At 57.0% G+C, this 23,389-nt stretch carries 20 protein-coding genes; 5 read left to right on the top strand and 15 right to left on the bottom strand.

Annotated features, from left to right (window positions below):
- Positions 1 to 10: 10 nt before the first annotated feature.
- Positions 11 to 541 carry a YceD family protein gene (locus HALTITAN_RS04745; RefSeq protein WP_027959110.1) on the bottom strand — a complete coding sequence of 177 codons (531 nt, stop codon included), beginning with the start codon at positions 539 to 541 and terminating at the stop codon, positions 11 to 13.
- Between the two features lie 202 nt (positions 542 to 743).
- On the opposite strand from HALTITAN_RS04745, the gene HALTITAN_RS04740 reads away from it, so the two are divergent.
- Entirely contained in the window at positions 744 to 1,385 is a 642-nt protein-coding gene (locus HALTITAN_RS04740) for a Maf family protein (RefSeq protein WP_162471386.1), read from the top strand.
- A 22-nt stretch (positions 1,386 to 1,407) separates the two neighbouring features.
- On the opposite strand, the gene sppA is transcribed toward HALTITAN_RS04740, so the two are convergent.
- From sppA to HALTITAN_RS04725, 3 genes are read right to left on the bottom strand one after another with little or no spacing between them, the layout of a single operon-like run.
- Positions 1,408 to 2,529, bottom strand: coding sequence for a signal peptide peptidase SppA (gene sppA, locus HALTITAN_RS04735; RefSeq protein WP_009286409.1), 1,122 nt, complete (start codon positions 2,527 to 2,529; stop codon positions 1,408 to 1,410).
- 9 nt (positions 2,530 to 2,538) lie between these two features.
- Positions 2,539 to 3,183 (bottom strand): HAD family hydrolase, encoded by a 645-nt coding sequence (locus HALTITAN_RS04730; RefSeq protein WP_027959108.1) that lies wholly within the window; start codon positions 3,181 to 3,183, stop codon positions 2,539 to 2,541.
- A gap of 39 nt (positions 3,184 to 3,222) precedes the next feature.
- Positions 3,223 to 4,164, bottom strand: a complete 942-nt coding sequence (locus tag HALTITAN_RS04725) for an RluA family pseudouridine synthase (protein WP_009286408.1) — start codon at positions 4,162 to 4,164, stop codon at positions 3,223 to 3,225.
- A gap of 708 nt (positions 4,165 to 4,872) precedes the next feature.
- Here HALTITAN_RS04725 and rne point away from each other — a divergent pair.
- Positions 4,873 to 8,316: a ribonuclease E gene (gene rne, locus HALTITAN_RS04720; protein ID WP_027959107.1), complete on the top strand. Its 3,444-nt coding sequence runs from the start codon at positions 4,873 to 4,875 to the stop codon at positions 8,314 to 8,316.
- Positions 8,317 to 8,421: 105 nt separating this feature from the next.
- Here rne and murB read toward each other — a convergent pair whose 3' ends face one another.
- From murB to HALTITAN_RS04685, 7 genes are all read right to left on the bottom strand, one after another.
- A complete protein-coding gene (gene murB / locus HALTITAN_RS04715; RefSeq protein WP_035539177.1) occupies positions 8,422 to 9,432 on the bottom strand; it encodes a UDP-N-acetylmuramate dehydrogenase in 1,011 nt (336 codons plus the stop codon).
- Between the two features lie 25 nt (positions 9,433 to 9,457).
- Positions 9,458 to 9,922, bottom strand: coding sequence for a low molecular weight protein-tyrosine-phosphatase (locus tag HALTITAN_RS04710; protein ID WP_009286406.1), 465 nt, complete (start codon positions 9,920 to 9,922; stop codon positions 9,458 to 9,460).
- Between the two features lie 74 nt (positions 9,923 to 9,996).
- On the bottom strand, positions 9,997 to 10,785 hold the full coding sequence (gene kdsB / locus HALTITAN_RS04705; protein WP_009286405.1) for a 3-deoxy-manno-octulosonate cytidylyltransferase: 789 nt from the start codon (positions 10,783 to 10,785) through the stop codon (positions 9,997 to 9,999).
- Complete coding sequence (locus tag HALTITAN_RS04700; protein ID WP_027959105.1) at positions 10,785 to 11,006, bottom strand: Trm112 family protein; 222 nt, start codon at positions 11,004 to 11,006, stop codon at positions 10,785 to 10,787. Before HALTITAN_RS04700 ends, kdsB begins: the two co-directional genes overlap by 1 nt.
- Before the next feature lie 13 nt (positions 11,007 to 11,019).
- Positions 11,020 to 12,048: a tetraacyldisaccharide 4'-kinase gene (lpxK, locus tag HALTITAN_RS04695; RefSeq protein ID WP_009286404.1), complete on the bottom strand. Its 1,029-nt coding sequence runs from the start codon at positions 12,046 to 12,048 to the stop codon at positions 11,020 to 11,022.
- A 24-nt stretch (positions 12,049 to 12,072) separates the two neighbouring features.
- Positions 12,073 to 13,809, bottom strand: a complete 1,737-nt coding sequence (msbA, locus tag HALTITAN_RS04690; RefSeq protein ID WP_027959104.1) for a lipid A export permease/ATP-binding protein MsbA — start codon at positions 13,807 to 13,809, stop codon at positions 12,073 to 12,075.
- A 55-nt stretch (positions 13,810 to 13,864) separates the two neighbouring features.
- Positions 13,865 to 16,144, bottom strand: a complete 2,280-nt coding sequence (locus HALTITAN_RS04685) for a DNA internalization-related competence protein ComEC/Rec2 (RefSeq protein ID WP_027959103.1) — start codon at positions 16,142 to 16,144, stop codon at positions 13,865 to 13,867.
- 95 nt (positions 16,145 to 16,239) lie between these two features.
- On the opposite strand from HALTITAN_RS04685, the gene HALTITAN_RS04680 reads away from it, so the two are divergent.
- Positions 16,240 to 16,797: a DUF2062 domain-containing protein gene (locus tag HALTITAN_RS04680; RefSeq protein WP_009286403.1), complete on the top strand. Its 558-nt coding sequence runs from the start codon at positions 16,240 to 16,242 to the stop codon at positions 16,795 to 16,797.
- A gap of 16 nt (positions 16,798 to 16,813) precedes the next feature.
- Here HALTITAN_RS04680 and HALTITAN_RS04675 read toward each other — a convergent pair whose 3' ends face one another.
- Both HALTITAN_RS04675 and HALTITAN_RS04670 read right to left on the bottom strand, forming a co-directional pair.
- Positions 16,814 to 17,527, bottom strand: coding sequence for an ABC transporter ATP-binding protein (locus tag HALTITAN_RS04675; protein ID WP_022523890.1), 714 nt, complete (start codon positions 17,525 to 17,527; stop codon positions 16,814 to 16,816).
- A 25-nt stretch (positions 17,528 to 17,552) separates the two neighbouring features.
- Positions 17,553 to 18,794, bottom strand: coding sequence for a lipoprotein-releasing ABC transporter permease subunit (locus HALTITAN_RS04670; protein WP_022523891.1), 1,242 nt, complete (start codon positions 18,792 to 18,794; stop codon positions 17,553 to 17,555).
- A 178-nt stretch (positions 18,795 to 18,972) separates the two neighbouring features.
- Between HALTITAN_RS04670 and HALTITAN_RS04665 the strand changes: the two genes are divergently transcribed.
- Both HALTITAN_RS04665 and HALTITAN_RS04660 read left to right on the top strand, forming a co-directional pair.
- Positions 18,973 to 20,025: an agmatine deiminase family protein gene (locus tag HALTITAN_RS04665; RefSeq protein ID WP_035539174.1), complete on the top strand. Its 1,053-nt coding sequence runs from the start codon at positions 18,973 to 18,975 to the stop codon at positions 20,023 to 20,025.
- Between the two features lie 10 nt (positions 20,026 to 20,035).
- A complete protein-coding gene (locus tag HALTITAN_RS04660) occupies positions 20,036 to 20,938 on the top strand; it encodes a carbon-nitrogen hydrolase (RefSeq protein WP_022523893.1) in 903 nt (300 codons plus the stop codon).
- A 114-nt stretch (positions 20,939 to 21,052) separates the two neighbouring features.
- On the opposite strand, the gene HALTITAN_RS04655 is transcribed toward HALTITAN_RS04660, so the two are convergent.
- Positions 21,053 to 22,009 (bottom strand): Nudix family hydrolase, encoded by a 957-nt coding sequence (locus HALTITAN_RS04655; protein ID WP_009286398.1) that lies wholly within the window; start codon positions 22,007 to 22,009, stop codon positions 21,053 to 21,055.
- A 121-nt stretch (positions 22,010 to 22,130) separates the two neighbouring features.
- Positions 22,131 to 23,360 (bottom strand): bifunctional glutamate N-acetyltransferase/amino-acid acetyltransferase ArgJ, encoded by a 1,230-nt coding sequence (gene argJ / locus HALTITAN_RS04650; protein WP_027959100.1) that lies wholly within the window; start codon positions 23,358 to 23,360, stop codon positions 22,131 to 22,133.
- Positions 23,361 to 23,389: the final 29 nt, after the last annotated feature.

The raw sequence follows: 23,389 nt of genomic DNA, 5'->3' as shown, positions 1-23,389 counted from the left end.
TAAAGGGTGCTTATTTTTTGCCTTTCAAGACATTCAGCACCGCGAAAGGGTTCGTCGCTGGCGCTGTATCTGACGCCGCGCCTTCTGTTTTGCTGACCAGCTGCTCCGCCGAGACATGACATTCGGCTTCATCGTGATAGACCACCTGGGGCAGGCTGAGAATCAATTCATCCTCAACTACCGTCAGAAGATCCAGCTGTTCCTTTTCCACCAGCACCGGTTCATGACTAGCAGGCAACTCGGCCGCCAAGGCTTCATCAGTGACCATTCCAAGCAGAAAGTCACTACTCACCTCTTGAGGCAGCGGCACTAGGCAGCGTCGGCAGGCAAGCGCCAACGTCGCTTGCAAGTGGCCACGAATTTCACGACGGCCTTGAGCATCGACACCAAACTCAAGCACGACATGACAGTCGCCGGTTTGGTCACCCGCTTCTTCGGCAAGACGTGGCAGCTTATGCAGCGCTACCAGGCCTTCGATTCGTTCGTGGCGGGCTGCGAGCTTATAAGGCTCCACCCGACTGGGGAGTTGTGAGGTCAACATAGGCGCGCAATGATAGGCACTCCCCCTGCTGGTGTCAAAGCTGACGGTGTATTTCTTCATCGCTTCCTCAATAAATAACCAACATAGACCTCAATAAACAGCCGACATGGGCACAATTCGCAGCTTTCGCTACACTCTACTGCTTTGCCGTCCCACTAGCGCAACCACATTAGCCAGGAGTTATACTGTGACCTCACCCGCCATGACCGAGCCATCAAGCACTCAGTCATCAACTGCGCAGTCCTTAAGTACAGAAAATACAGAGCTAGTGCTTGCCTCAAGCTCACGCTGGCGGCGTGAGCTGCTGGATCGCCTACAACTCCCCTACCGGTGCCATTCACCGGATATTGATGAAACGCCGCATAATGGCGAAACACCACACGCACTGGTACATCGCCTAGCACTTAGCAAAGCCAACGCCGTGTCGGCTCACTTCCCCCACCACTGCATTATAGGCTCCGACCAGGTGGCGGTATTTGAAGGCGATATTCTTGGCAAACCACATACCACAGAAAAGGCCTGCGCTAACCTTGCCCGCTTTTCTGGCCAGCGCGTCACCTTCCTGACCGGTTTAGCGCTACTGGATACTCGCCACCAACGCCATCAAGTCCATGTCGAGCCCTTCGAGGTCGTGTTTCGCACTCTTAGCACGCAAGAGATTGAAAACTATGTGACCAAAGAGCAGCCCCTAGATAGCGCTGGCAGCTTTCGTATGGAAGGCCTTGGCATTGCGCTGTTTGAAAGACTGGAAGGCCGTGACCCCAGCGCCCTGATTGGGCTACCGCTGATCGCGCTCTGCGATATGTTGCGCCAAGCGGGCCTGGATCCGCTTGGCGCGCCCTAGGGCCCAGGACGTAAATTCGCGATCAGAAACGAAGCGGGGTGTTAGGCGCCTTAATGCCTAGCACTTCAGCGGCAACCTCGGTAAAACGCCGAGTAAAGCGCTCAAATGGATCAAGACTCGGCGTATAGTCCACCCAGTCGATGTTACCTACTTGATCGCGAGACAGCTGTTCGAGGCTACCCAACTGATCGACCAACCCTAGCTCGATGCTCTGCTCGCCACTCCAGATCAGGCCTGAGAAAATATCCGAGCTATCACTGAGCCGTTCGCCGCGACCCGCGCGGACGTCATCGATAAACTGGCGGTGAGTTTGGCTCAGCACACCTTGCCAAAACGTCTCTGCATCATCGTCCAGCGGCTGGAATGGATCTAAGAAGGCCTTATTCTCTCCTGCCGTAAGCACGCGGCGCTCAACGCCAAGGCGCTCTATCGCCTCCTCAAAGCCAAAACCAGCGTAAATCACACCAATAGAGCCCACTAAGCTCACCGGCGAGGCAATAATCTCATCTGCCGCTGCAGCAATGTAATAAGCGCCGCTGGCACCGATATCCTCAATCACCGCGATAATCGGCTTATCACCCTGCTCGCGCAGGCGCATGATTTCCGCATAGATACGCTGAGACTGAACGGGGCTACCACCGGGACTATTAATGTGCAGCACCACAGCAGCAGCGCTTTCGGCATCCCAGGCTCGATTTAACCCTTGGATGATGCGCTCCGCATTGGCTGGCGAATCGCTGGCGATTACGCCATTAACCTCAACAATGCCCAAGTGGCGTTGGGTGGGCGTTGCGACACTCGGCGAATCCCAGAACAGGCTATAAAGCGCGGCAGACAGCGCAACCAATACGACAGCGAGAAACATCAGACGGAAAAACAGCTTCCAGCGGCGGGTACGCCGTTGCTCGGTCAAGACACCGCCTATCCAGTGATCCATCATTTCCAGCTGCGCTAATCGCTGGCGTTCGCGCAGGGTTTCGGCATCATCACCTGGCGCCCCAGGGGGCTGCTTAGCCCCCTTACCAGGCGGAACCTCGGGCCCTTCAGTCCAGGGATCCTCCTTGAACTCGTTGGTCTGGTCACTATTAACCGGGCCATCATGACCCTCTTGCGCACCCTCTTGGCGGGTTGGATCGTCACTCATAAAATGTCCTTATAACCGATCAAAAAGCTCGTCTACGCTATGGGCAATCCACTTGGGTTCGCTCATTGCCAGGCGCTCAGGCGCATGCACCCCATAGCTTACCCCCACCCGATCCATGCCCATCGCCCTAGCCATTTCCATATCATACTCAGTATCGCCGACCATCACCGCCCGCTCGACCGGCACCGCAAGCTCAGCCAGTAACTCTGAAAGCATCTGCGGGTGTGGTTTGGAGCGGGTTTCATCCGCGGTACGGCTGGCATGAAACCACGCGCCGCTGCCGGTCTCAGTAAAAATACGGTCAAGCCCGCGACGGCTTTTACCTGTTGCCACTGCTAAACGCTGTTGCTCATGCCCGCGCAAACGGGCGATATGCGCTTCGACACCGCTAAAAAACGCCATTGGCGTGGTATCAGCCTGCACAAAATGGTGCGCGTAACGCTCGCGAAGCCGCTCGGCCTGAGCAGGCAATATACCTGGGCAGAGCTTGGCAATTGCTTCGGGCAGCCCCAGACCAATAATATCTTCAACCTCCGCAGCTGAAAGCGCCCCCCACTCGGCCTCCAAAGCAGCCGCCTGCATACACGACACAATCCGCGGCACTGAGTCCATCAAGGTGCCGTCCCAATCAAATATAATTAGCTCGTACTGCATGGCAGCTCCCTGTAAAAGGCAACGCGGTGAAGAAAGAAGTTATTGACGGGCGCGCTTGAGCGCTTCTTCCAGGGCTTCTGGCAGCGGCGCTTTGACGGTAACCGGGCGGCCGTTAGTGGGCTCAGGAAAGGTCAGCGCTCGCGCATGAAGGAACAAACGCCCCAGACCTAACTGCTTGGTGAGCAGACCACTTTCACGGGTAGCGTACTTATCGTCACCTAATAACGCATGGCCTGCGTGGGCGGCATGTACGCGAATCTGGTGGGTACGGCCCGTGACCGGCTCAGCCTCTATAAGGGTTACTTTTTCGAAGGTTTCGACCACCGAAAAATGGGTGCGCGACACTTTTCCGTTGGGATCTACCCTTACCCTCCGCTCGCCGTTACCGGCATCAAAGCGGTCTAACCGAGCACTCTCATAGGTTTTCCGCGCTGGCCAGCGCCCACTGACCAAGGCCAGATAACGCTTATCCATACCGTGCTTTTTCAACGACTCGTTCAGCGTCACCAGCGCATCGCGTGACTTGGCCAGCAGCAAACAGCCCGACGTATCGCGATCCAAGCGGTGAACCAGTTCCAGAAAGCTCAGGTCATCGCGCACTTGACGCAGCGCTTCTATTAAACCAATTTTAACCCCGCTGCCGCCATGCACTGCCAAACCAGAAGGTTTATTAAGCACCATCCAATCGGGGCCTTCCATAATCACGCTGCCTACCAGGAGGTCGCGCAAATTATCACTGACTTCCTTCACCGCTTCGCGAGGCGCCAAACGCAGCGGCGGAACGCGTACTAAATCCCCCGCTTGCAAACGGTAATCCACCTTCACGCGTTTTTTATTAACGCGCACCTCGCCTTTACGTACGATGCGATAAATAAGCGCGCGAGGCGCCCCTTTAAGCCGCGTCATGAGAAAATTATCAATTCGCTGCCCTGCTTGCTCCGGGGCGATATCCACCCACTGCACTTCACGCCCTTCGGACATTACTACTTACTCCTGCTTAAAAACGGCATTCTAGCGTAGACCCAAGGGCATTGCGTCAATTGCTGGTCGTAGTCTTTACTGTTATATTCGAAATCGTTCACCAGCTAAGCGCAGAAAGCTGTCTTGTCTAGCGCTAGTGACTAGCTGTTCGATAGCTAATTGATTAAATTTGTTAGCAGAGAGCATCACCGCTGAGCTTGGTTAATGCGCCTGCCCGACTAACACGCAGGCCTGAACGCAAAAACGGCACCAGTGTACGCATTGCCCGTTTTCCAGTATTAAAAGATGATCTTAAAAATGCAGTAACTCTGCCGCCCGTTTTTTATGCCGGCAGAGGAAAATAAGCCTTGCCCTCAACGGCAGGCAGCAACTAAACAACGCCACGTCCTGAGCAGCTCCGCCTTATTCGTCACAAGGCGATGACTGACTCCGGGCGAAAAGTTCAACGCTGTGCCGGTGGCCGGCGTTGGTGAATCGATGAATGCCAGGTGTTGGCGGTGTCAGCAGGGCCGGATGGACGTGACAGCCACCGGAACACGTCCTGCCTCCGCCACGTACTCAACGCCCTATCGGCCGGGTTGGCGATGATGCCTTCCCGGCTTGACGCGTCAGCATTGCAATGCGCCGAGCACAAGCACGCAGCACCCAGCGATTCGCCTACGTCACCCAATAGGCAGTTCGCCGGCACGCAACGCTATGCGAGACACTATGAAACGGATGCTTATCAATGCGACCCAGCCCGAAGAGCTGCGTGTCGCTTTAGTTGATGGACAACGCCTATACGATTTAGATATCGAATCCGGCGCAAGAGAACAGAAAAAAGCCAATATCTATCGCGGTAAAATCACCCGCGTAGAACCCTCCCTGGAAGCTGCCTTCGTTGACTACGGCGCCGACCGTCACGGCTTTTTGCCCCTCAAGGAGATCTCTCGCGAGTACTTTGTCAAAGACGTTTCCGGACGTCCGAGCATTAAAGAAGTGCTTAAAGAGGGTCAAGAGGTCATCGTCCAGGTCGATAAAGAGGAGCGTGGCAATAAAGGTGCCGCGCTAACCACCTTTGTCAGCCTGGCTGGTCGCTTTTTGGTATTGATGCCCAATAACCCGCGTGCAGGTGGCATTTCTCGCCGTATCGAAGGCGACGAGCGCAGTCAGCTCAAAGACGCCATGGGTCAGTTGACCGTGCCGGATAAAATGGGCCTGATCGTGCGCACTGCAGGCATTGGTCGCAATCCGGAAGAGCTCCAGTGGGACTTGGACTACTTGGTTCAGGTGTGGGAATCGATCACCACTGAAGCTGCCAAGCGCCCTGCCCCGTTCCTGATCTACCGTGAATCCAACGTCATCATTCGCGCCATGCGCGACTACCTACGCCAGGACATCGGCGAAGTATTGATCGACAGCCCCGAGATTCACGCCGAAGCGCTGAGCTTTATTCGCCAGGTAATGCCCTCGTACCAGCAGAAGATCAAGCTCTACGCGGACGAAGTACCGCTATTCTCGCGCTTCCAGATCGAATCACAAATCGAAACCGCCTATCAGCGCGAAGTGAAGCTGCCTTCTGGCGGCTCGATTGTGATCGATCACACCGAAGCGCTAGTCTCCATCGATATCAACTCCGCACGCGCCACCCGCGGCAGCGATATCGAAGAGACCGCCCTACAGACCAACTCTGAAGCCGCCGATGAAATCGCCCGCCAGCTGCGCCTGCGTGATATCGGCGGTTTGGTGGTTATTGACTTTATCGACATGGGGCCTGCACGCAACCAGCGTGAAGTTGAAAACCGCATGCGCGATGCCCTCAAGCTGGATCGCGCACGGGTACAGATTGGGCGTATTTCACGCTTTGGCCTGATGGAAATGTCCCGCCAGCGCCTGCGTCCCTCACTGGGGGAAACCAGCGGCGTGGTCTGCCCGCGCTGTAATGGCCAGGGCACCATTCGCGATGTTCGCTCGCTCTCCCTCTCTATCATGCGCCTGATTGAAGAAGAGGCGATGAAAGAGAATAGCGCGCAGATTCGCGCCATTCTACCGGTACCCGTGGCGACTTACCTGCTCAACGAAAAACGCAGCGTGCTGGCAGATCTAGAGTCTCGCCAGAATGTTCGCGTAGTACTGCTGCCCAATCCTGATATGGATACGCCCCACTACGACGTGCAGCGGCTGCGTGATGACCACCTGGACGAGGATGACACTCAAAGCCTATCGAGCTTTGAGCTCTCCACCGACACCGAAGTAGGCAAAGAGCCGACACCCAGCTTCGTGCCGCCCGCTCAACGCGCCGAAGCCGCCGTCAAGAGTGTCACCCACAACGCTCCCGCCCCGGCATCGCTGCAAACGGAAGAGAAGGCGCCCGCTGCAGCTCCAGCAGCCAAAGCAGCACCGGTGACCAGCGAGCAACCCAGCGTTATTGGGCGCTTTATCCGCGGCTTCGCCAAACTGCTCGGTAGCGACGAAAGCAATACCGAAGCCACGCCAGAGCCCAAGGTTGAAACACCGGCTCCGCGCAAGCCAAGCGAGCGCAAAACCAATCAGCGCAGCAGCGAGTCGCGGCAAAAATCGTCGCGTGGCGACAACGCCAGCCGTAACGAGTCGCGCAGCGATAATAGCGCCCGCCCTGAGCCAAAAGCTGAACAAAAAGCCGAGCAGCGCAGCAGCACACCGCGTCCTGCCAGTGACGACAATAGCGATAAGCGGAGCGGCCCCAGCCGTACCCGCAACCGCCGTCGCCACCCCCAGCAGGACGATGCTAACGGTCAAGAGTCAGCCAAAGCGCCTCGTAAAGAGAACCAGGCTGATAGCTCTTCCAAAGACAGCCCTAGCAAAGACAGCTCCACGAAAGAGGGCTCTAAAGAGAGCACCAGCGGCAAAAGTGCAGCGCAGAAAGAGTCGCGTCGTGATGGTGGTGACAAAAACCGCGACAGCCAGCGCGATGCAACGGCCAAGAGCCCAGAGTCCAAGAACTTAGAGGCCAAGCAGGATGACGGCAAGCCGAAGCGTACGCGTAACAACCCGCGTAACCGCACGCGCACCCAGGCGATCAACCCCCAGGCAGAAGCTGAGCAGTTAAAACTGCAGGCCGAGGCTCAGAATGAAGCGTCAGCAGTAACACCAGAGCCGGCCGAAGACCCTGCGGCAGAAGAACAGGCACAGGTGGTTAAAGCAGCGACAAATGACACAACGATTGCACTAGGATCGGACTCGGACGTTACCGCTCAGCCAGAAACGGCAGCAACCGATGCGCCTGAATCCAACGCCGAGCAAGCGGACGACGCGACGACCGCCGACCGCCCCGTGGCAGAAAACGCTAAAGCGCGCAAGTCGACGCACCAGCGCCGCCAGCCTAAAGCGGCTTCACCGGCGGAGCAAACGTCAACTGCCAGCACCGTTGAGCAGGATGAGGCCGCCGCCAAGCCAAGCGAACCGGAGGCCACAGCCAGCGAAGAGCCGTCAGCGCCATCTGAGGTGACCTCAGCAACGGCCAAAACCAACGCCGAACCAGCTGAAAGTGGGAAAACCGACGATAGTCAGCAGCCCAGTGCTAGCGAACAGGCAGCGCCTGAAGTCGTCGAACCGCCTGCGACCAACGCCGTTGATCCAGCCGCAACGATTGAAGAGGCGGCCTCCCCGGCACCTTTCAATAGTGCGGGTACGGATCAAAGCAGCGACGAGCATCAGCCCGAAGCGCCAGCTAGCACCCAAACTCGCCAGGAAGCGGCAACCCCAGAGGTTGCTGAGAGTACCTCTGAGAGCGCTTCGGAGAGTGTCGCCGTAGCCCCCTCAACTGAAGAGCCTGCCAACAGCGAGCCGCAGCAAGACAGCGAAGTAAAAGGTGATGAACCTAAGAGTGTTAAAGACACAAACGCTGAAGAGCAAGTCGCTGAAGAGAGTAGCGCTGAAACGAATAGTTCTGAAGCTAGTCCTGAAAATGGCTCTGAAAAGAGCAGCGACGAACTAGCAGCAACTGAAACACCTGCGACTGAAGTCACTGCAGCTGAAGCAGACGCCCAGCCCGCTCAGTTAGCCGCCAGTGAGGCACCCGCTGAGGCCGCAGTAACGGAAGAAGCACCTAAACCGCGCCGTCGTCGCACCCGGGCCCACAATGACCCGCGTGAGAAGCGCAAACAGGCGCAGCAAGACACACGCTCCGAATAGATCGTTCGGCGCGTATTGTAGTAACAAAAATCCCCGCTTCGGCGGGGATTTTTGCTTTATGTGCACCTTAGAGGCAGGGCCTAGAGATTAACTAATAGAAATTAACTAACAGGGATTAATTAACCGCGGCTCGGGCTCTAAACGCACCCCAAAGCGTGCCTCGACCTGGTCAGCGATATAGCTAGCTGTTTTCATTAGCCCTTGACGATCACCGCCGCCAAAGTGCACCAGCACCAACGCTTGATGCTGGTGTACTCCGAAGGCACCATCACGCATCCCTTTCAAGCCACACTGGTCGATTAACCACCCCGCCGCCAGCTTTGTTTGCCCTCCTTCCTGGGGGAAATGGGGCATAGCAGGATACTGCTGCAACAACTGCGCTGCCAGCACATCAGCTACCAGCGGATTTTTGAAGAAGCTCCCCGCGTTGGCCAGCACCTGTGGGTCGGGCAGCTTCTCGCGTCGAATACCACATACCGCTTCGGCTACCGCGAGCGGTGTGGGAGGGCTTGCCAAGCGTGCGGCGAGATCGCCATAGCCTAGCCGGGGTGCTCGCGTGCGTGACAAACGCAAGACTAGCTGAGTGATCACCATGCTACCTGCCAACTCGCCTTTAAAAATACTCTCACGGTAACCAAAGGCGCACTCTTGCGCGCTTAGCCAATTTACCCGCCCGGTGGCAAGCTCCATTACCTGCACCGCTTGCAGCGTATCGGCAAGTTCAACACCGTAGGCACCAATGTTCTGCACTGGCGCAGCACCACAACTGCCAGGGATCAGCGCCAGATTTTCAATGCCCCACAGGCCGCGTGCAGCAGTCGCCATCACCAGCGTATGCCAATTAACTCCCGCCCCTACATGGGCAAGCACATGCCCTTGACGCTGACTGAGCCAGTACTGTTGCAAATCAGGCCGCACCACCAAACCTGGTAGTGCCTCGGGAAGCAGAACATTGCTGCCGCCACCGAGCAGCGTGACGGGCCAGCCTTCATGGCGTGCCTCGGCTAACGTTTGGCGTAGAGCTGTTAATGTCTTTGGTGACGCGAAGCGCTCTGCTTGGCAGGGGAGCCTAAGTGTATTAGCGGCGGACAAATCCACATTGCTGAGAATATTCATCTGTGCAGCCACACCATTAGCCCCATTACAGCTCTCGCTTAAGGTGTCGAATCAGCCCTTCTGATGCAGCTTCAATCATATCCAGAGCCTTCTCAAATCCCTCATCACCGCCAAAATAGGGGTCTGGGACTTCAGCACCGGGGGTACCAGCAAAATCTAAAAACAGCCCAACATGCGCCTGGCTATTGGCAGGCTTCAGCTCGCGCATGGCGCGTAAATTGTCCTGATCCATGCCTAGCACGTAGTCGAATTGGGTAAAATCGTGTTCGCTTAGCTGGCGGGCATGCAGGTCGCTTATATCGATACCGCGCAGTAGTGCCGCCTGCTGCGCGCGGGCGTCTGGCGCTTTGCCGACATGCCAACTGCCGACGCCGCAGGAGTCTATCTCGACCTCATCGGCCAACCCTGCTCGCTCAAGAGCACGACGAAAAACACCTTCGGCGGTCGGTGAACGGCAAATATTGCCTAAACATACAAATAATACTTTCACGATAGCTCCTTAAAAACTGAGCTGCCCAAGCAAGCGCCCGCCCCTGCGCTAAACCGGCAACACCCGAACCCGCGCTAGGCCAGCAGCGCCCGAATCCGCGCTAGATCCTCGGCCGTATCAACACCGGCAGGGTTTACTTCGCAGGCCAATGCCACTTGAATAGCGTGACCATTCTGCAGCGCACGCAACTGTTCAAGCTGTTCAAGCTGTTCGAGGCTTGAGGCTGGCCAGTCTCGGTAGGCAGCTAGAAAACCGGCACGATACGCATAGAGACCGATATGGCGCAGCCAGGCATCGGTTGCCAGCATGGTCGGTGGCGCTTTGAACTGCTCACGATCCCAGGGGATAGGGGCCCGTGAGAAATACAGCGCGCGGCCTTGTAGCGTTCGCACCACCTTGACCACGTTGGGATTAAACAGCGTGTCCACGTCATTGATAGGCTCCGCCAGCGTGGCTATCGACGCTCCGGGATCGTCGGCTAGGCGCAGAGCCACCTGGTCGATCAGCGCGGGAGGAATCAGCGGCTCATCGCCCTGCACATTCACCAGCAGCGCATCATCCGTCAATGCCAATATACCAGCCACCTCGGCTAATCGGTCGGTGCCCGAGGGGTGATCGTCGCGGGTCATGATCACTTCGGCGCCGTAGGGCAGCATGGCATCACGAATACGGCTATCGTCTGTTGCCACGACCACTCGGCTGGCGTGGCTTTGGCAAGCACGGCGCCATACGTGAGCGACCATCGGTTCCCCGGCAATATCAAGCAGTGGCTTGCCGGGCAGCCGGGTAGAGCCGTAGCGAGCAGGTACGACGACGGTAAAATCAGGCACCTTGAAATCAACCATGTCATCAAAGACAGCCATTAAGCGTCTCCTAAACGCTCTTGGGAACGTCCTGGAGAAGTAGGCAGCTTTTCATCAGCATCCATCACGCGAGCCTCTTCCGGCAACATCACCGGAATCCCCTCTTTGATCGGATAGGCAAGGCCATCGTAGTGGCAGCGCAGCTCTTGAGCATCGCGATCATACTTCAGCTTACCGTTACACAACGGGCAGACCAGCATTGCCAGCAGTTCCTTATCCATGCGCTTATCTCCTTTAGGAAAGTGCCGACAGCCGCGCTGCCAGCCAGTGCTCAAATTCGGGTGGAAGGGATGCCTCCACATCTAATACCCAACTGTTAGGCGGGGCCAGGGCGTAACACTTAACGGCGTCTTTAGCGGTCATAATCACTGGGCGGGTATCTGCAAAGCTTAGCGCGCCCGCACTAAAGTGCTGGTGGTCGGCCAACGGGTGCCACTCGCCCTCAACACCCAACGCGGAGAGTGTACGAAAAAAGCGCTCGGGATGCCCGATACCTGCCACCGCGTGCACCGGCAGCGTAAACGGCAGCGGCGCAAGCGGAAAACGTGCGCCGTCATCAAGGCGGCGCCAGCGCAGCGGCGCCAGCTGCATAGTAGTGGCTGCCTGCATAATAGACGGAGTAAGCGACAAAGAGGGCTGTGAGTCGCCGTTAATGATCACCGCGTCAACACGCTGCAACCGGCTGGGCGACTCGCGCAGCGGCCCGGCGGGCAGGCAGCGCCCGTTGCCCAATCCACGGTCACCATCCACAACCACCAACTCAATATCTCGATCCAGTGCCAAGTGCTGTAAACCGTCGTCGCTCAAGATAATATCGCAGCCCTTCTCGATCAGTGCCTGAACACCGCGCACGCGATTGGGGTCTGCGGCCACTGGCAGTCCCGTCTGCTGTGCCAGCATCAGCGGCTCATCACCGCTTTCGACAACGTTCGTGTCGGCGGTGACCAGCAGCGGGTAACTGGGCGCATTTCCGCCATAGCCGCGGCTAACGATACCTGGCGACCAGCCTTGGGCCACCAGCCAGCCAGCTAGCCACGCCACCAGCGGCGATTTACCCGTCCCCCCCAAGGTGATATTGCCTACCACGATAACCGGCACCGGCGCCTTCCAAGTAGCTTTTTGGCCGCTAGAGTATTCCCGCTCCCGCCGCGCCATGGCCCACTGATAAAGCGCCCCTAAAGGCCTCAACGGCGATAGCCAGCGGCTGCCCTGGTAAGCGCCTTGCAGCCAGCGCTCCGCCAGCGTTCTCTTGGCAAAGCTCATAACGATAGGCTCATATCGATAGCCTCATGGCGCTTCTTGAAACTGCAGTTGATGCAGCGCCGCGTAGGCGCCATCGGCATCAAGCAGCGACTGATGCGCCCCCTCTTCGATAATGCGCCCCTGATCCATCACCACAATCCGGTCAGCCCGCTCTATGGTAGAGAGGCGGTGGGCGATGACCAGCGTGGTGCGCCCTTCACAGACTCGCTCAAGGGCTTTTTGAATATAGCGCTCGGATTCTGTATCCAACGCAGAAGTGGCCTCATCCAGCACCAGTAGCGGCGCGTCCTTGAAGATCGCCCGGGCAATCGCCAGCCGCTGGCGTTGGCCGCCCGAGAGCATCACGCCATTTTCACCCACGGTGGTGGCATAACCATTGGGAAGCTTATCGATAAACTCATGGGCATAGGCGGCTTCAGCCGCAGCCTGAACAGCCTGGGGATCAGGATTGGCCACCCCGTAAGCAATATTATCGGCAATCGAGGCGTTAAATAGCGTCACCTGCTGCGACACCAGAGCAATCTGCTGGCGCAGTGGGCCAAGCGCGTATTCATCAACATTAATGCCATCGATAGTAATACTGCCTTGAGTGGGGCAGTAAAAACGCGGCAGCAAGCTGACCAGAGTGGACTTGCCGCTCCCCGAACGCCCGACTATCGCCACCAGTTCGCCCGGTGCTATGCGTAGATTAATATCGTGCAGGACTTCGGGCTGGTCGTCGGCATAGCGGAAGCTAACATGATCGATCACGACATCGCCGTTTAAACGGCTGGCAATATGTTTGCCACTATCCTCTTCAGGGGTCATATCCAGCAATCCGAAAAGCTCTGACGCGGCCGCCAGGCCTTTCTGAATTTCACCGTTAATCTCGGTCAGTTGACGTACCGGCTTGATCATCAGGGCAGCCGCGGTAATAAAGGCCACAAACTCACCAGGCGTCATGTTCTCCATCAGCGAGGGTGCCATGGCCAGCCAGACCAGTAGCGCCATGGAGATGGCCACCAACATCAGAATCACAGGGGAACTGACCGCACGGGTCATGGCTTCTTTCATACTTTGGCGGCGATTCTCTTCACTGACCCGCTCAAAGCGCTGCTTTTCATACGGCTCTGCGCCGTGGGTGCGCACTACCCGATAGCCCGACAGCGCTTCCGAGGCAATATGGGTGACATCGCCCATGGAGTGCTGAATGCGTTTTGAAATGCGTCTAAAGCGCTTGCTGACGTAGCTTACCACCACGGCAATGATCGGCGTCACGCCCAAAAACAGCAGCGTTAGCATCCAGTTAGTCCAGAGTAGATAGAGCACCAAGCCGACGACGAACAGGCCTTCCCGAAGAATAATCGTCACCGCTTTGGTGGCCGCCCCCGCGACTTGCTCAACGTGGTAGGTCACCCGTGATACCAGTTGACCGCTGGAGTGATGGTCAAAAAACCAGCCCGGCAGATGGAGTAGATGGGCAAACACGTCGCAACGCAGGGTATGAATCACGTAGCGGCCCACATAGGCCATGAAGTAGGTGCTTAAAAAAGTACCTAACCCCCGGGCGGAAAACATAATAATTACAAACAGCGGTAGAAAGAACCGAAACGCCGCATCTGGGTTTTGAATGCCATCAATTAATCGCTTCATCATTTCCGCCAGCGCGGTACTCGACGCGGCGTAAACCACAAAGCCCACTATCGCTAGCGCAAAAGCTCGCCAATGCGGCTTCACATAGCCCAACAACCGCTTATAAATACCCCAACCTGAATCAGTCACACGCGCTCCTGGCCATAGTGTGCAATCGGAGAATTCTACCTGATGGCGACGCGCTTCAACACTGGTTGCGTCGCCCTGGCAATGGTCGCGTTGTTTCAACCTGGATGGGCTGGGCCGCTTTTAGCCAAAAACGCAGTGCGCCGTCATGCGCCGTGTTCCATAGACAGCTGCCCTGCTGGCGAAAACGGCGCACGACAGAATCTACCGGATGTTGAAACGCATTACTCCGCCCGGCGCTAAATATCACATGCTCAGGAGCGATGGAACGTACGAACTGGATACCCGAGCTGGTGCCGCTGCCATGGTGCCCTGCCACCAATACACTAACAGGCGGCTCCACCTCTCGCAGAAAGCGACGCTCTACCTCAGTGCTCACATCCCCCGTAATCAGCAGTCTCTGCTCACCAGCGCTCACCTCAAGTACGCAGGAGCGATCGTTGGCAGATAAATCGTTATCACCCGCGGGCGGCCAGAGAATACGGTAACTCACCCCATCACGCTGCCATGTTTGACCACGCTGACAATCAATACCGGAAATTGGCAGCGCCTCACCTGCAGGAGCCATCCACTGTTTGACCCGATGATCGGCTAACAATGCGCTGATACCGCCCGCATGGTCATTATCAGCGTGGCTGACTAACACTTGATCAAACAACTGCCCCGGTGACCAAAGCGCCTCCAGAGGCATAAAACCACTACGAAAGCGAGGGCCGGTGTCGTAGAGCAGGCGATAATGCGCGCTGCGCAGTTCTATCAACTGCCCCTGCCCCACATCATGGACGCTGACTCTGAGCGCATTGGGGGGAATCGATGACGGAAGCGACCACCAGGGCAGCGCAACGATCAGCGCTGAGGCTGCCAGCCGTAAGCTTGGCAGCACGGCAGGTAGCCCCCAGCATAACGACAGTAGCAACAGTGCGAGGGAGAGCGGATACGTTAACGACCGATCAGGTTCCCATAGTGGCCAGTGCTGCACCACCAGCGTCAGCAACAGGTGGAAAACGCTTAGCGCCTGCTCAAACAGCCACCATACCGTCTCTCCCACCATGGGCAGAGGTGACAGCAGCCACCCCAGCAGTGCGGTCGGCACCATCACCGAGCTTACCCAGGGTACGGCGACTAAATTGATCAATGGAGCAGCGGGTGCCACTCGCCCAAAGGCCACCAATACGGCGGCGGCCATTAGCGGGGCTAGCAGCAGTTGCGATCTCACCAGCGCCCAGCACCAGCCCTTTATCCCTTGAGGGCGCCGCCGCCCCTGCCAAATAATAATCAGCCACGCCACTGCCACAAACGATAGCCACATCCCTGGACGCCATAGCGCTAGCGGATCGACAATAAGTACCAGCGCGAGTGCCAGCCACCAGCCCTGCCAAGCTCCCGGCGCATGCCGACCACTCAGCACCCACAGCCCGATCAATGTCATCACCATCGCCCGCATAGCCGGTGGCGCCATTCCGGCAAGGGTGGCGTAACTGACACAAGCTAGCGCTGCCAACCACCACGGCCAGGTGCGCATACGCCAGTTGGTGGGCGTTGCAAACCGAGCGACTGATTTGGCTAGCAGCAGTACAAATGAGGCCACCAGCCCGACATGCAAGCCTGAAATCACCACCAGATGCGTGGTTCCGGTAGCATTCAGCAGCGACCAGTCGTCTTGGGTAAGCTGTTCGCTATCGCCTAACGTCAACGCTGCCAGCCAACGTTTGGTTCGATCGTCGAGAGGCTGGCGGGCTAAAAAATCCAGCGCTAGCTGGCGCAACGAAGGGCCCGCAGAAGAAAGCCGAACCGGCGCTGGCTCCTGGCGCAAGTAGCCGGTGGCGTGGATTCCCTCACGCCACAGCCACTGCTCATAATTGAAGGCATCAGGATTGGCAAAGCCACTTGGGGGACGCAAACGAAGCGTCATTTGCCACTGCTCGCCGGGCCTAAAGCGAACATCGCTATAAGCGGTAATGCGCACCTTGGTGAGCGCGGAACAGCTGGGCCGTTGTATCAGACTAGTCGAAGAGCTTTGACACTGATCAACGCTTAACAGCAGGCGCGTGGCATTACCCACCGGTTGGGCGGTCAACACGGTTGCCTCAACAGCAAGATCTTCTCCGCTTAGCCCCGTCGGTAAGCGACTCCCCCACTCTTCTTGTACGCCAGTGAAGACCCAGGCGCCGATCAGCAGCCATATAGCAAATCGCGGGCACCGCCCCACTACCAGCAACGCGGCTACCAACACCCAGCCAAACGCATTTGGAGTCACCTCTGCGGTGTGGAAATACCAGGCAAAAATACCTCCTGCAAGTGCTGCAAGCGCCGCGGGCATGGCAACACCTAACCGCATAGAGCCCTCCAGCGAATGTTCATTAATGGCCTAGCATAGCCGAAGAGTGGCTCTATATGGATAATGAGCCACATCGATAGGCAAGAGTATCCGCCATGCCGCGCAGATTCCTGCAGCGCTACATGCCCAAACCCGACACTATCAGGAAACAGCGCTCGCTACGCTTTATTGCACCGCTGATTGCAGACCCGGGGTTGTGGCTTCTAACTCGCCGAAGCGTTGCCAATGCGTTTAGCGTGGGCGTGTTTTGCGCGATGCTGCCCATCCCCTTTCAGATGGTCGTTGCCGCGCTAGGCGCGCGCCTAACACGCTGCAATTTAGCCCTCTCGGTAGGCTTGGTATGGATTACTAATCCATTAACGATGCCGCTGATTTTTTACGGCAACTACTGGATTGGCACCTTTATCCTCGGCGCGCCCGTGCGGGAGGCCCCTTCGCGTATTTCAACGCACTGGATCGCCGAACAGATGCACGACATTATGCCGCCACTGATCGTCGGCTCGTTGGTAACAGCGATCATATTAGCCATCGTGGTCAATATTGGCATTCGCTTGATCTGGCGCTGGCACGTCTCCCATAACTGGAAACGCCGCCGCCAGATACGTCGGCAGCGGCGTGCGCAGATAGAAGCAGAATTTGACGATAAGGTTTAATGATTGAACCCGACGGTTAAAGCGCCGGCGCCTGCTCGACCAACTTACCCGCATCCAGTTTAAGCACGCGGTCTTGATGGGCCGCCAGGCTAACGTCATGGGTCACAATCACGAATGCACAGGCGCTCTCTTTGGCCAGTTCATCCATTAGTGCCAAAATAGTCGCCGCCGTGGTTTGATCCAGATTGCCCGTGGGCTCATCCATCAGCACCAAACTAGGATCGGTGACCAACGCACGGGCAATCGCCACGCGCTGGCGCTCCCCGCCGGAAAGCTCACCCGGCTTATGATCCGCCCGCGGCTGCATGCCTACCCGCTCGAGTATCTGCATGGCACGCTTCTCGGCCGCCTTTTTCGACTGACCGCGAATAATCAGCGGTAACGCCGCATTTTCGAGTGCAGTGAATTCCGCCAATAGATGGTGGAATTGATACACAAACCCGATGTAGCGGTTACGAAAGCTGCCAAGCGCCGCTTCATTCAGCCCTGATAGAGGCTCACCGGCGATAACGACGCTGCCTTCACTAGGGCGGTCAAGACCGCCCAGCAGGTTTAACAGCGTTGTCTTACCTGACCCCGAGCTGCCGACGATGGCCACCCGTTCCCCGGCGCGCACCTGCAAATTGAGCTTATCCAGTACCGTCAGATCCTGGGGGCCTTCGCTGTAGGTTCGTGTCAGCGTCTGGCAATCGAGCATGACGGCAGCTTCTTGCCCTGTATTTATCGACATCGTGTCATCCTTATTCCTGAAGCCATTATTCATAGCGCAACACATCCGCCGGCTGAACTTTTGCCGCCCGCCAAGCGGGATAAAGTGTCGACAGGAACGTCAGACCAAAGGCGGCCAATACGATACGACTGACATCATTCCACTGCAGGCGTGAAGGCAGGTCGCTAATGAAATAGACCCCAGCATCCAGGAACTGAATCCCCAGCGTTCCTTCCACCCAGCCAATCAGATCCGCAATGGTCAGCGCCAGCAGCACACCCACGGCCACCCCAACAGCGATACCAATCAGCCCGATGGCCATGCCCTGAACAATAAAAATCCCCATAATCGAGCTCGGTTTAGCACCGATCGTCCGCAGAATGGCGATATCCGCGCGCTTATCGGTCACCACCATAACCAGCGTAGAGACGATGTTGAAAGCTGCCACGGCGATAATCACGGTTAACAGCAGCGCGATCATGCGCTTTTCCATCTGTATCGCCTGGAAAAGATTGCCTTGAGAGAACGTCCAGTCGCTGCCCCGATACTCCGGGCCAAGCTCATTGAGAATCGCTTGGGTCTCGCTACTGGCGGCAAACAGATCATCCAGCTGTAGACGCAGCCCGCCAACCGCATCACCCAGGCGCGCAAGGGTCTGCATATCTTCAATATTGGCGTAGGCCAAATTAGCGTCTAGTTCGGCACCGACGCTAAAAATACCGCTAACGGTAAAGCGTTTTAAGCGTGGAAAGACCCCGGCGGGGGTAATTGATGCTTCGGGTACCAGCAGCGTTACTCGATCCCCCACGCCAACGCCCAAGTTGCGCGCCAGCATTGAGCCCAGCACCACATGCCACTCTCCGGGAACCAGATCGGTCAATTCACCTTGGCGCATGTGCTCACCAATAATTGACACTCGGTCTTCCCATTCCGGGTTGATGCCATTGACCATGGCTCCCTGATTACGCCCGCCCACGGAGAACATACCTTGTTGCTCAACGTAGGGCGCCGCACCAATGACCCGCTCCCTTTGCATAAGCTCTTCAGCCAGAGCCTGCCATTCAACCATGCCCTCCCGGGACTCAATTTTAGCGTGGGGCACCATGCCTAAAATACGTGTGCGCAGCTCATGGTCGAAGCCGTTCATCACCGACAGCACCAAAATAAGTACGGCGACCCCCAGCATTAGCCCCAACATCGAGGTGAGCGAAATAAACGAAATAAAGTGGTTCCGGCGTTTAGCGCGCACGTAGCGCAGCCCCACCAGAAAAGGCAAACGATCAAGCATGGCGTCATTCCTTATCAATAAGCGCTCATGGTACGGTTTTTTTAGTCTCTCTGCATGTTCAAACGGCCATTAGAGCGGCCTTCGCCGTGAGCGTTCATAATAAAAACGTTACGCTTGCAACTTGCCCCGCCACACCCTACATTGCGCCGATTTACTGCTGACAGTGGGCTGCGCTTTTATGACGTATCGTTTGCTACCCGAATGGTATCCCCAAGATGGGATACAACTGACCTGGCCACGCCCAGACGGCGATTGGGCGCCTCTGCTTGCGCGCATCGAAGCCACCCTCGAACGTATCGTGATGGCCACCGCACGCTATCAGCGCGTGCTTATTTGCGTACCAGACGAACTAACCAAACAGCGCCTGGCCGATACTTTTCACGCCTACGCTGTGCCCGCTGAACGCCTGCAGCTTATTGTCGCACCCACCGACGATACCTGGGCGCGGGATCATGGCCCGATCAGCGTGGTCGATGAAGATGGCCAATGTGTCTTGCTCGACTACACGTTCACCGGCTGGGGTGGAAAATTTCCCGCCGAACGCGATAACTTGCTCACCCAGTGGCTTGCCGATGCGGGCGCCTGGGCCTGCCCGGTGGCCTCGCGGAATCTGGTACTGGAAGGCGGCGGTATAGAAACTGACGGCGAAGGCACCCTGCTCACCACCGAAGCATGCCTGCTTAACCCCAACCGTAACCCCACGCTATCCCGAGCAGAGGTAGAAGCGCAGCTTAGCGACGACTTCGGCGTTGACCGTGTGCTGTGGCTGGCCAACGGCCATTTAGAAGGCGATGATACCGACAGCCATATTGATACCCTGGCACGCTTCTGCAACCCAACCACCATCGCCTATGTGCGTTGTGACGATCCCCACGACCCGCACTACGCGGCCTTGGCGGCGATGGAGCAAGAACTGCAGTCTTTCCGGCAACGCAATGGTGAACCCTACCGGCTTGTTCCACTGCCCTGGCCCCAAGCCTGCTTTGACCCGGAAGATGGCCACCGCCTGCCCGCCACCTACGCAAATTTCCTGATCATCAATCAGGCCGTACTGGTGCCTACCTACGGCGACCCGGCGGATGTCACTGCACTGAACGCGCTAGCGGTTGCTTTTCCTGAGCACACGCTAATTCCGATTGAGTGCGTAAGCGTTATTCGCCAACATGGCAGCCTGCACTGTTTAACCATGCAGCTTCCACAAGGCACGCTTGCCACGACCGCTATTTGCTAAAGGAGTCACCATGTCGACAACGCTAACCGTCGCTGTTGTGCAGCAACCCGCGTGGCCGGACAAAGCCCAAAGCCTGTCAGCAAGCGAAGAAGGTATCCGTAGCGCCGCTAAACAAGGCGCGCAGTTGGTACTGCTACAAGAACTGCACGCCACCCACTACTTCTGCCAATTTGAAGACCCTGCCCTGTTTGATCTAGCGGAACCGCTGGATGGCCCTACCGGCCAGCGCCTGGCGGCGCTCGCTAAAGAGTTGAATATTGTGCTGGTTGGGTCGCTATTTGAACGCCGCGCTCCAGGGCTATACCACAATACTGCGGTGGTCTATGACCGCGCCAAGGGCCGGGTAGGTCAGTATCGTAAGATGCACATTCCCGATGATCCCGGGTTTTATGAGAAGTTTTACTTCACGCCGGGTGATCATGACAGCACCCGCGGAGAAGGCTTTACTCCGATCGAAACATCCGTGGGCCGTCTCGGCGTCTTGGTCTGCTGGGATCAGTGGTACCCCGAAGCCGCCCGTCTTATGGCGCTAGCCGGTGCCGATTTACTGCTCTACCCCACGGCGATCGGCTGGGATCCCAATGACGACGGGGAAGAAAAGAGCCGCCAAAAAGATGCCTGGACAGTGATTCAGCGCGCCCACGGTGTCGCCAACGGCTTGCCGGTTCTCGTCGCCAACCGGGTTGGCTTTGAGGCGGATCATTCTGGGGTGGGAGACGGCATTCAGTTTTGGGGCGGCAGCTTCGTCTGCGGACCACAAGGTGAACTATTGGCCCATGCGGGGGAAGAGACTGAACAGTTAGTCGTTCAGCTGGATATGGCGCGCAGTGAAAATACCCGCCGCATCTGGCCCTATCTGCGCGATCGTCGTGTGGACGCTTATGGGGATCTGACTCGCCGCTACCGCGACTAGTAGGCTTGGCCTTAGTCTTAAAGATGAAAACGTAAAAACGCCTGCCTTGGCTAAATACCGAGGCAGGCGTTTTTCATTATATAACGCTCTTTTTATGCGTTCTGGCTTGGCGTGTTATTTCCAGAAATCGCGGATCGATGCGATTCCTTGAGCGCCCACGGCACGGGCATGATTGGCATCAAAGCGCGTCATGCCACCCAGTGCGAATACCGGCATGCCTGCGCGCTCTACCAACTGCTGGAAATCATGCCAGCCGAGCGGGAATACTTCCGGGTGTGACGGTGTGGTGCGCAGCGGCGATAAGCTAACAAAGTCGCAGCCTAACACCGCCGCCTGGGTAAGCTGGGTTTGGTTGTGTGTTGATGCGGACAGCCACTTGCTTTCGGCAATCGGACGACGCTCGAGCTGCATCAAACGCTCGCTGGTCAAATGAATGCCATCGGCGTCAATGTGATCAAGCAGCGTCGGCTCACCATTGAGCAGCAGTCGCGCGCCGTGCTTACGACACAGGCTCAAGGCACGCTGGGCACGAGCCAGATAAGCCGCTTCATCCAACTGCTTGGCGCGCAGTTGTACCAGGCGAATTTTGTCTTCACGCAGCGCGCGTTCCAAAAACGCATCGAAACGCGCCTCATCCAACTCTTCCCCGGTAATTAAATACTCGGTAGGCAACCTTACCGCTCGCAGAATCGGCAAATTAGCCGCCGGGAAGGGGTAGTTGGAGAGCTCGCTCATGGGCACCCAGCGCACCGCCTGCCCTTCACGACCAAAGGGCTCGCCAGCAAACTCATGCACTTGCCATACATCGAGCAAGATATGCTTGTCGGGGTACTCATGGTGGACGCGAATCAACGGCTGGGCACAAACAATCTCAACGCCTAGCTCTTCGTGCAGTTCACGCTTTAACCCTTCAAGACCTGTTTCATAAGGGGCCAGTTTGCCGCCTGGAAACTCCCAAAGCCCGCCATGATCTACGTTTGATGGCCGACGAGCGATCAGTACTTGCTGTTGATCGGCGCTGATAATCGCTGCCGCCGCGACGTGAACCCGTCGTTTTACCTTTATGCTCATAGACTCATATACTCGTTACGTCTTTATCCACTGCGTGCACCAATGCTAAAGGCATCGGTGCTATATCGCTGCGTGTGCCCACTACCCCTGCCAACCAACGCCCCACACAGGGGGAGACTGACTAGCTGCGGTAATCCGCGTTAATAGACACATAGTCATGGGAGAGGTCGGAGGTCCATACCGTGGCACTTTCCTCGCCGCGCCCCAAGTTAATGCGAATGGTAATTTCTGACTCGGCCATGACGGCGCTTCCTGCCGCTTCGGTATAGCCTGCAGCACGCCCGCCATTTTCAACTAGACGTACATCGCCTAAATCAATCACCACACGGTTGACATCAAAGTCGCTTACAGGCGCTCGTCCTACCGCGGCCAAAATACGCCCCCAATTAGCATCTGAAGCGTAAAGCGCTGTTTTGACTAGCGGTGAGTGCGCAACAGTAAAGGCCACATCGAGCGCCTCTTGACGACTTTTCGCTTCGTCGACCTGAAGGGTAACGAATTTGGTTGCGCCCTCGGCGTCGCGAATAATCGCCTGCGCCAGCTCGGTCATTACCCGCTGCAAGGCGTTGCTGAAAACGGCAATCTGCTCATCATCGGCAATGCGGGGGCCTGTGCCGGTCGCTGCCAACATACAAGCGTCATTGGTAGAGGTATCGCTATCCACCGTGATGCAGTTAAACGAGCGATCGACGGTTTCACGCAGTAGCCGATCCAGCAGCGGTGCTTCGATAGTTGCATCGGTCACCACAAAGCCCAGCATGGTCGCCATATTGGGCTTGATCATGCCAGACCCTTTCGTGATGCCGTTAATCGTTACCTGCTGATTGCCTATTTCAACCGTGACACTGGCGCCTTTGGCACGAGTATCGGTGGTTAAAATACCTTGGCCTGCGTGTTCCCAGGCAACACTGTCGCTGGCCATGCTTTCAAGTGCCGGTGCCAATCCCGCTAGCAGACGCTCCATCGGCAGCGGCTCGCCAATTACGCCGGTTGAAAACGGCAGCACGTCCTGCGACGACACACCGGCTTGTTTAGCCAGTTCTGCACAGCTAGCCCTGGCATCCCGCAAACCTGCTTCACCCGTACCTGCGTTAGCATTGCCAGTGTTGATCAGCCAAAAGCGTGGCGAACGGTGTTCTGCCCGGCACTGCTCGAGGTGTTGCTTGGCCACCAAAACGGGCGCTGCGCAGAACGCATTACGGGTAAAGACCCCAGACACCGTCACGGTCTCGGGCAGTTCAATCACCACTACATCACGACGATCCGGCTTTTTGATACCCGCCATTGCAACCCCCAGGCGCACCCCTTTTAGGGGTGGCAACTCTGGAAAGGGAGTGTTTCCAACCGCCATGATTTTCTCCTTTAGACAAAGACCGTTTC

The organism is Vreelandella titanicae BH1 (assembly GCF_000336575.1).
GTDB lineage: Bacteria > Pseudomonadota > Gammaproteobacteria > Pseudomonadales > Halomonadaceae > Vreelandella > Vreelandella titanicae.
The sequence above is the reverse complement of the archived record's forward strand: the minus strand, read 5'-3'. Positions and strand labels throughout refer to the sequence as shown.

What these genes read in the sequence shown, in the direction of transcription:
- HALTITAN_RS04745 (WP_027959110.1), bottom strand. Translation starts at nt 541, where the DNA reads ATGTTGACCTCACAACTCCCCAGTCGGGTGGAGCCTTATAAGCTCGCA.
- HALTITAN_RS04740 (WP_162471386.1), top strand. Translation starts at nt 744, where the DNA reads ATGACCGAGCCATCAAGCACTCAGTCATCAACTGCGCAGTCCTTAAGT.
- sppA (WP_009286409.1), bottom strand. Translation starts at nt 2,529, where the DNA reads ATGAGTGACGATCCAACCCGCCAAGAGGGTGCGCAAGAGGGTCATGAT.
- HALTITAN_RS04730 (WP_027959108.1), bottom strand. Translation starts at nt 3,183, where the DNA reads ATGCAGTACGAGCTAATTATATTTGATTGGGACGGCACCTTGATGGAC.
- HALTITAN_RS04725 (WP_009286408.1), bottom strand. Translation starts at nt 4,164, where the DNA reads ATGTCCGAAGGGCGTGAAGTGCAGTGGGTGGATATCGCCCCGGAGCAA.
- rne (WP_027959107.1), top strand. Translation starts at nt 4,873, where the DNA reads ATGAAACGGATGCTTATCAATGCGACCCAGCCCGAAGAGCTGCGTGTC.
- murB (WP_035539177.1), bottom strand. Translation starts at nt 9,432, where the DNA reads ATGAATATTCTCAGCAATGTGGATTTGTCCGCCGCTAATACACTTAGG.
- kdsB (WP_009286405.1), bottom strand. Translation starts at nt 10,785, where the DNA reads ATGGCTGTCTTTGATGACATGGTTGATTTCAAGGTGCCTGATTTTACC.
- HALTITAN_RS04700 (WP_027959105.1), bottom strand. Translation starts at nt 11,006, where the DNA reads ATGGATAAGGAACTGCTGGCAATGCTGGTCTGCCCGTTGTGTAACGGT.
- lpxK (WP_009286404.1), bottom strand. Translation starts at nt 12,048, where the DNA reads ATGAGCTTTGCCAAGAGAACGCTGGCGGAGCGCTGGCTGCAAGGCGCT.
- HALTITAN_RS04685 (WP_027959103.1), bottom strand. Translation starts at nt 16,144, where the DNA reads ATGCGGTTAGGTGTTGCCATGCCCGCGGCGCTTGCAGCACTTGCAGGA.
- HALTITAN_RS04680 (WP_009286403.1), top strand. Translation starts at nt 16,240, where the DNA reads ATGCCGCGCAGATTCCTGCAGCGCTACATGCCCAAACCCGACACTATC.
- HALTITAN_RS04675 (WP_022523890.1), bottom strand. Translation starts at nt 17,527, where the DNA reads ATGTCGATAAATACAGGGCAAGAAGCTGCCGTCATGCTCGATTGCCAG.
- HALTITAN_RS04670 (WP_022523891.1), bottom strand. Translation starts at nt 18,794, where the DNA reads ATGCTTGATCGTTTGCCTTTTCTGGTGGGGCTGCGCTACGTGCGCGCT.
- HALTITAN_RS04665 (WP_035539174.1), top strand. Translation starts at nt 18,973, where the DNA reads ATGACGTATCGTTTGCTACCCGAATGGTATCCCCAAGATGGGATACAA.
- HALTITAN_RS04660 (WP_022523893.1), top strand. Translation starts at nt 20,036, where the DNA reads ATGTCGACAACGCTAACCGTCGCTGTTGTGCAGCAACCCGCGTGGCCG.
- HALTITAN_RS04655 (WP_009286398.1), bottom strand. Translation starts at nt 22,009, where the DNA reads ATGAGCATAAAGGTAAAACGACGGGTTCACGTCGCGGCGGCAGCGATT.
- argJ (WP_027959100.1), bottom strand. Translation starts at nt 23,360, where the DNA reads ATGGCGGTTGGAAACACTCCCTTTCCAGAGTTGCCACCCCTAAAAGGG.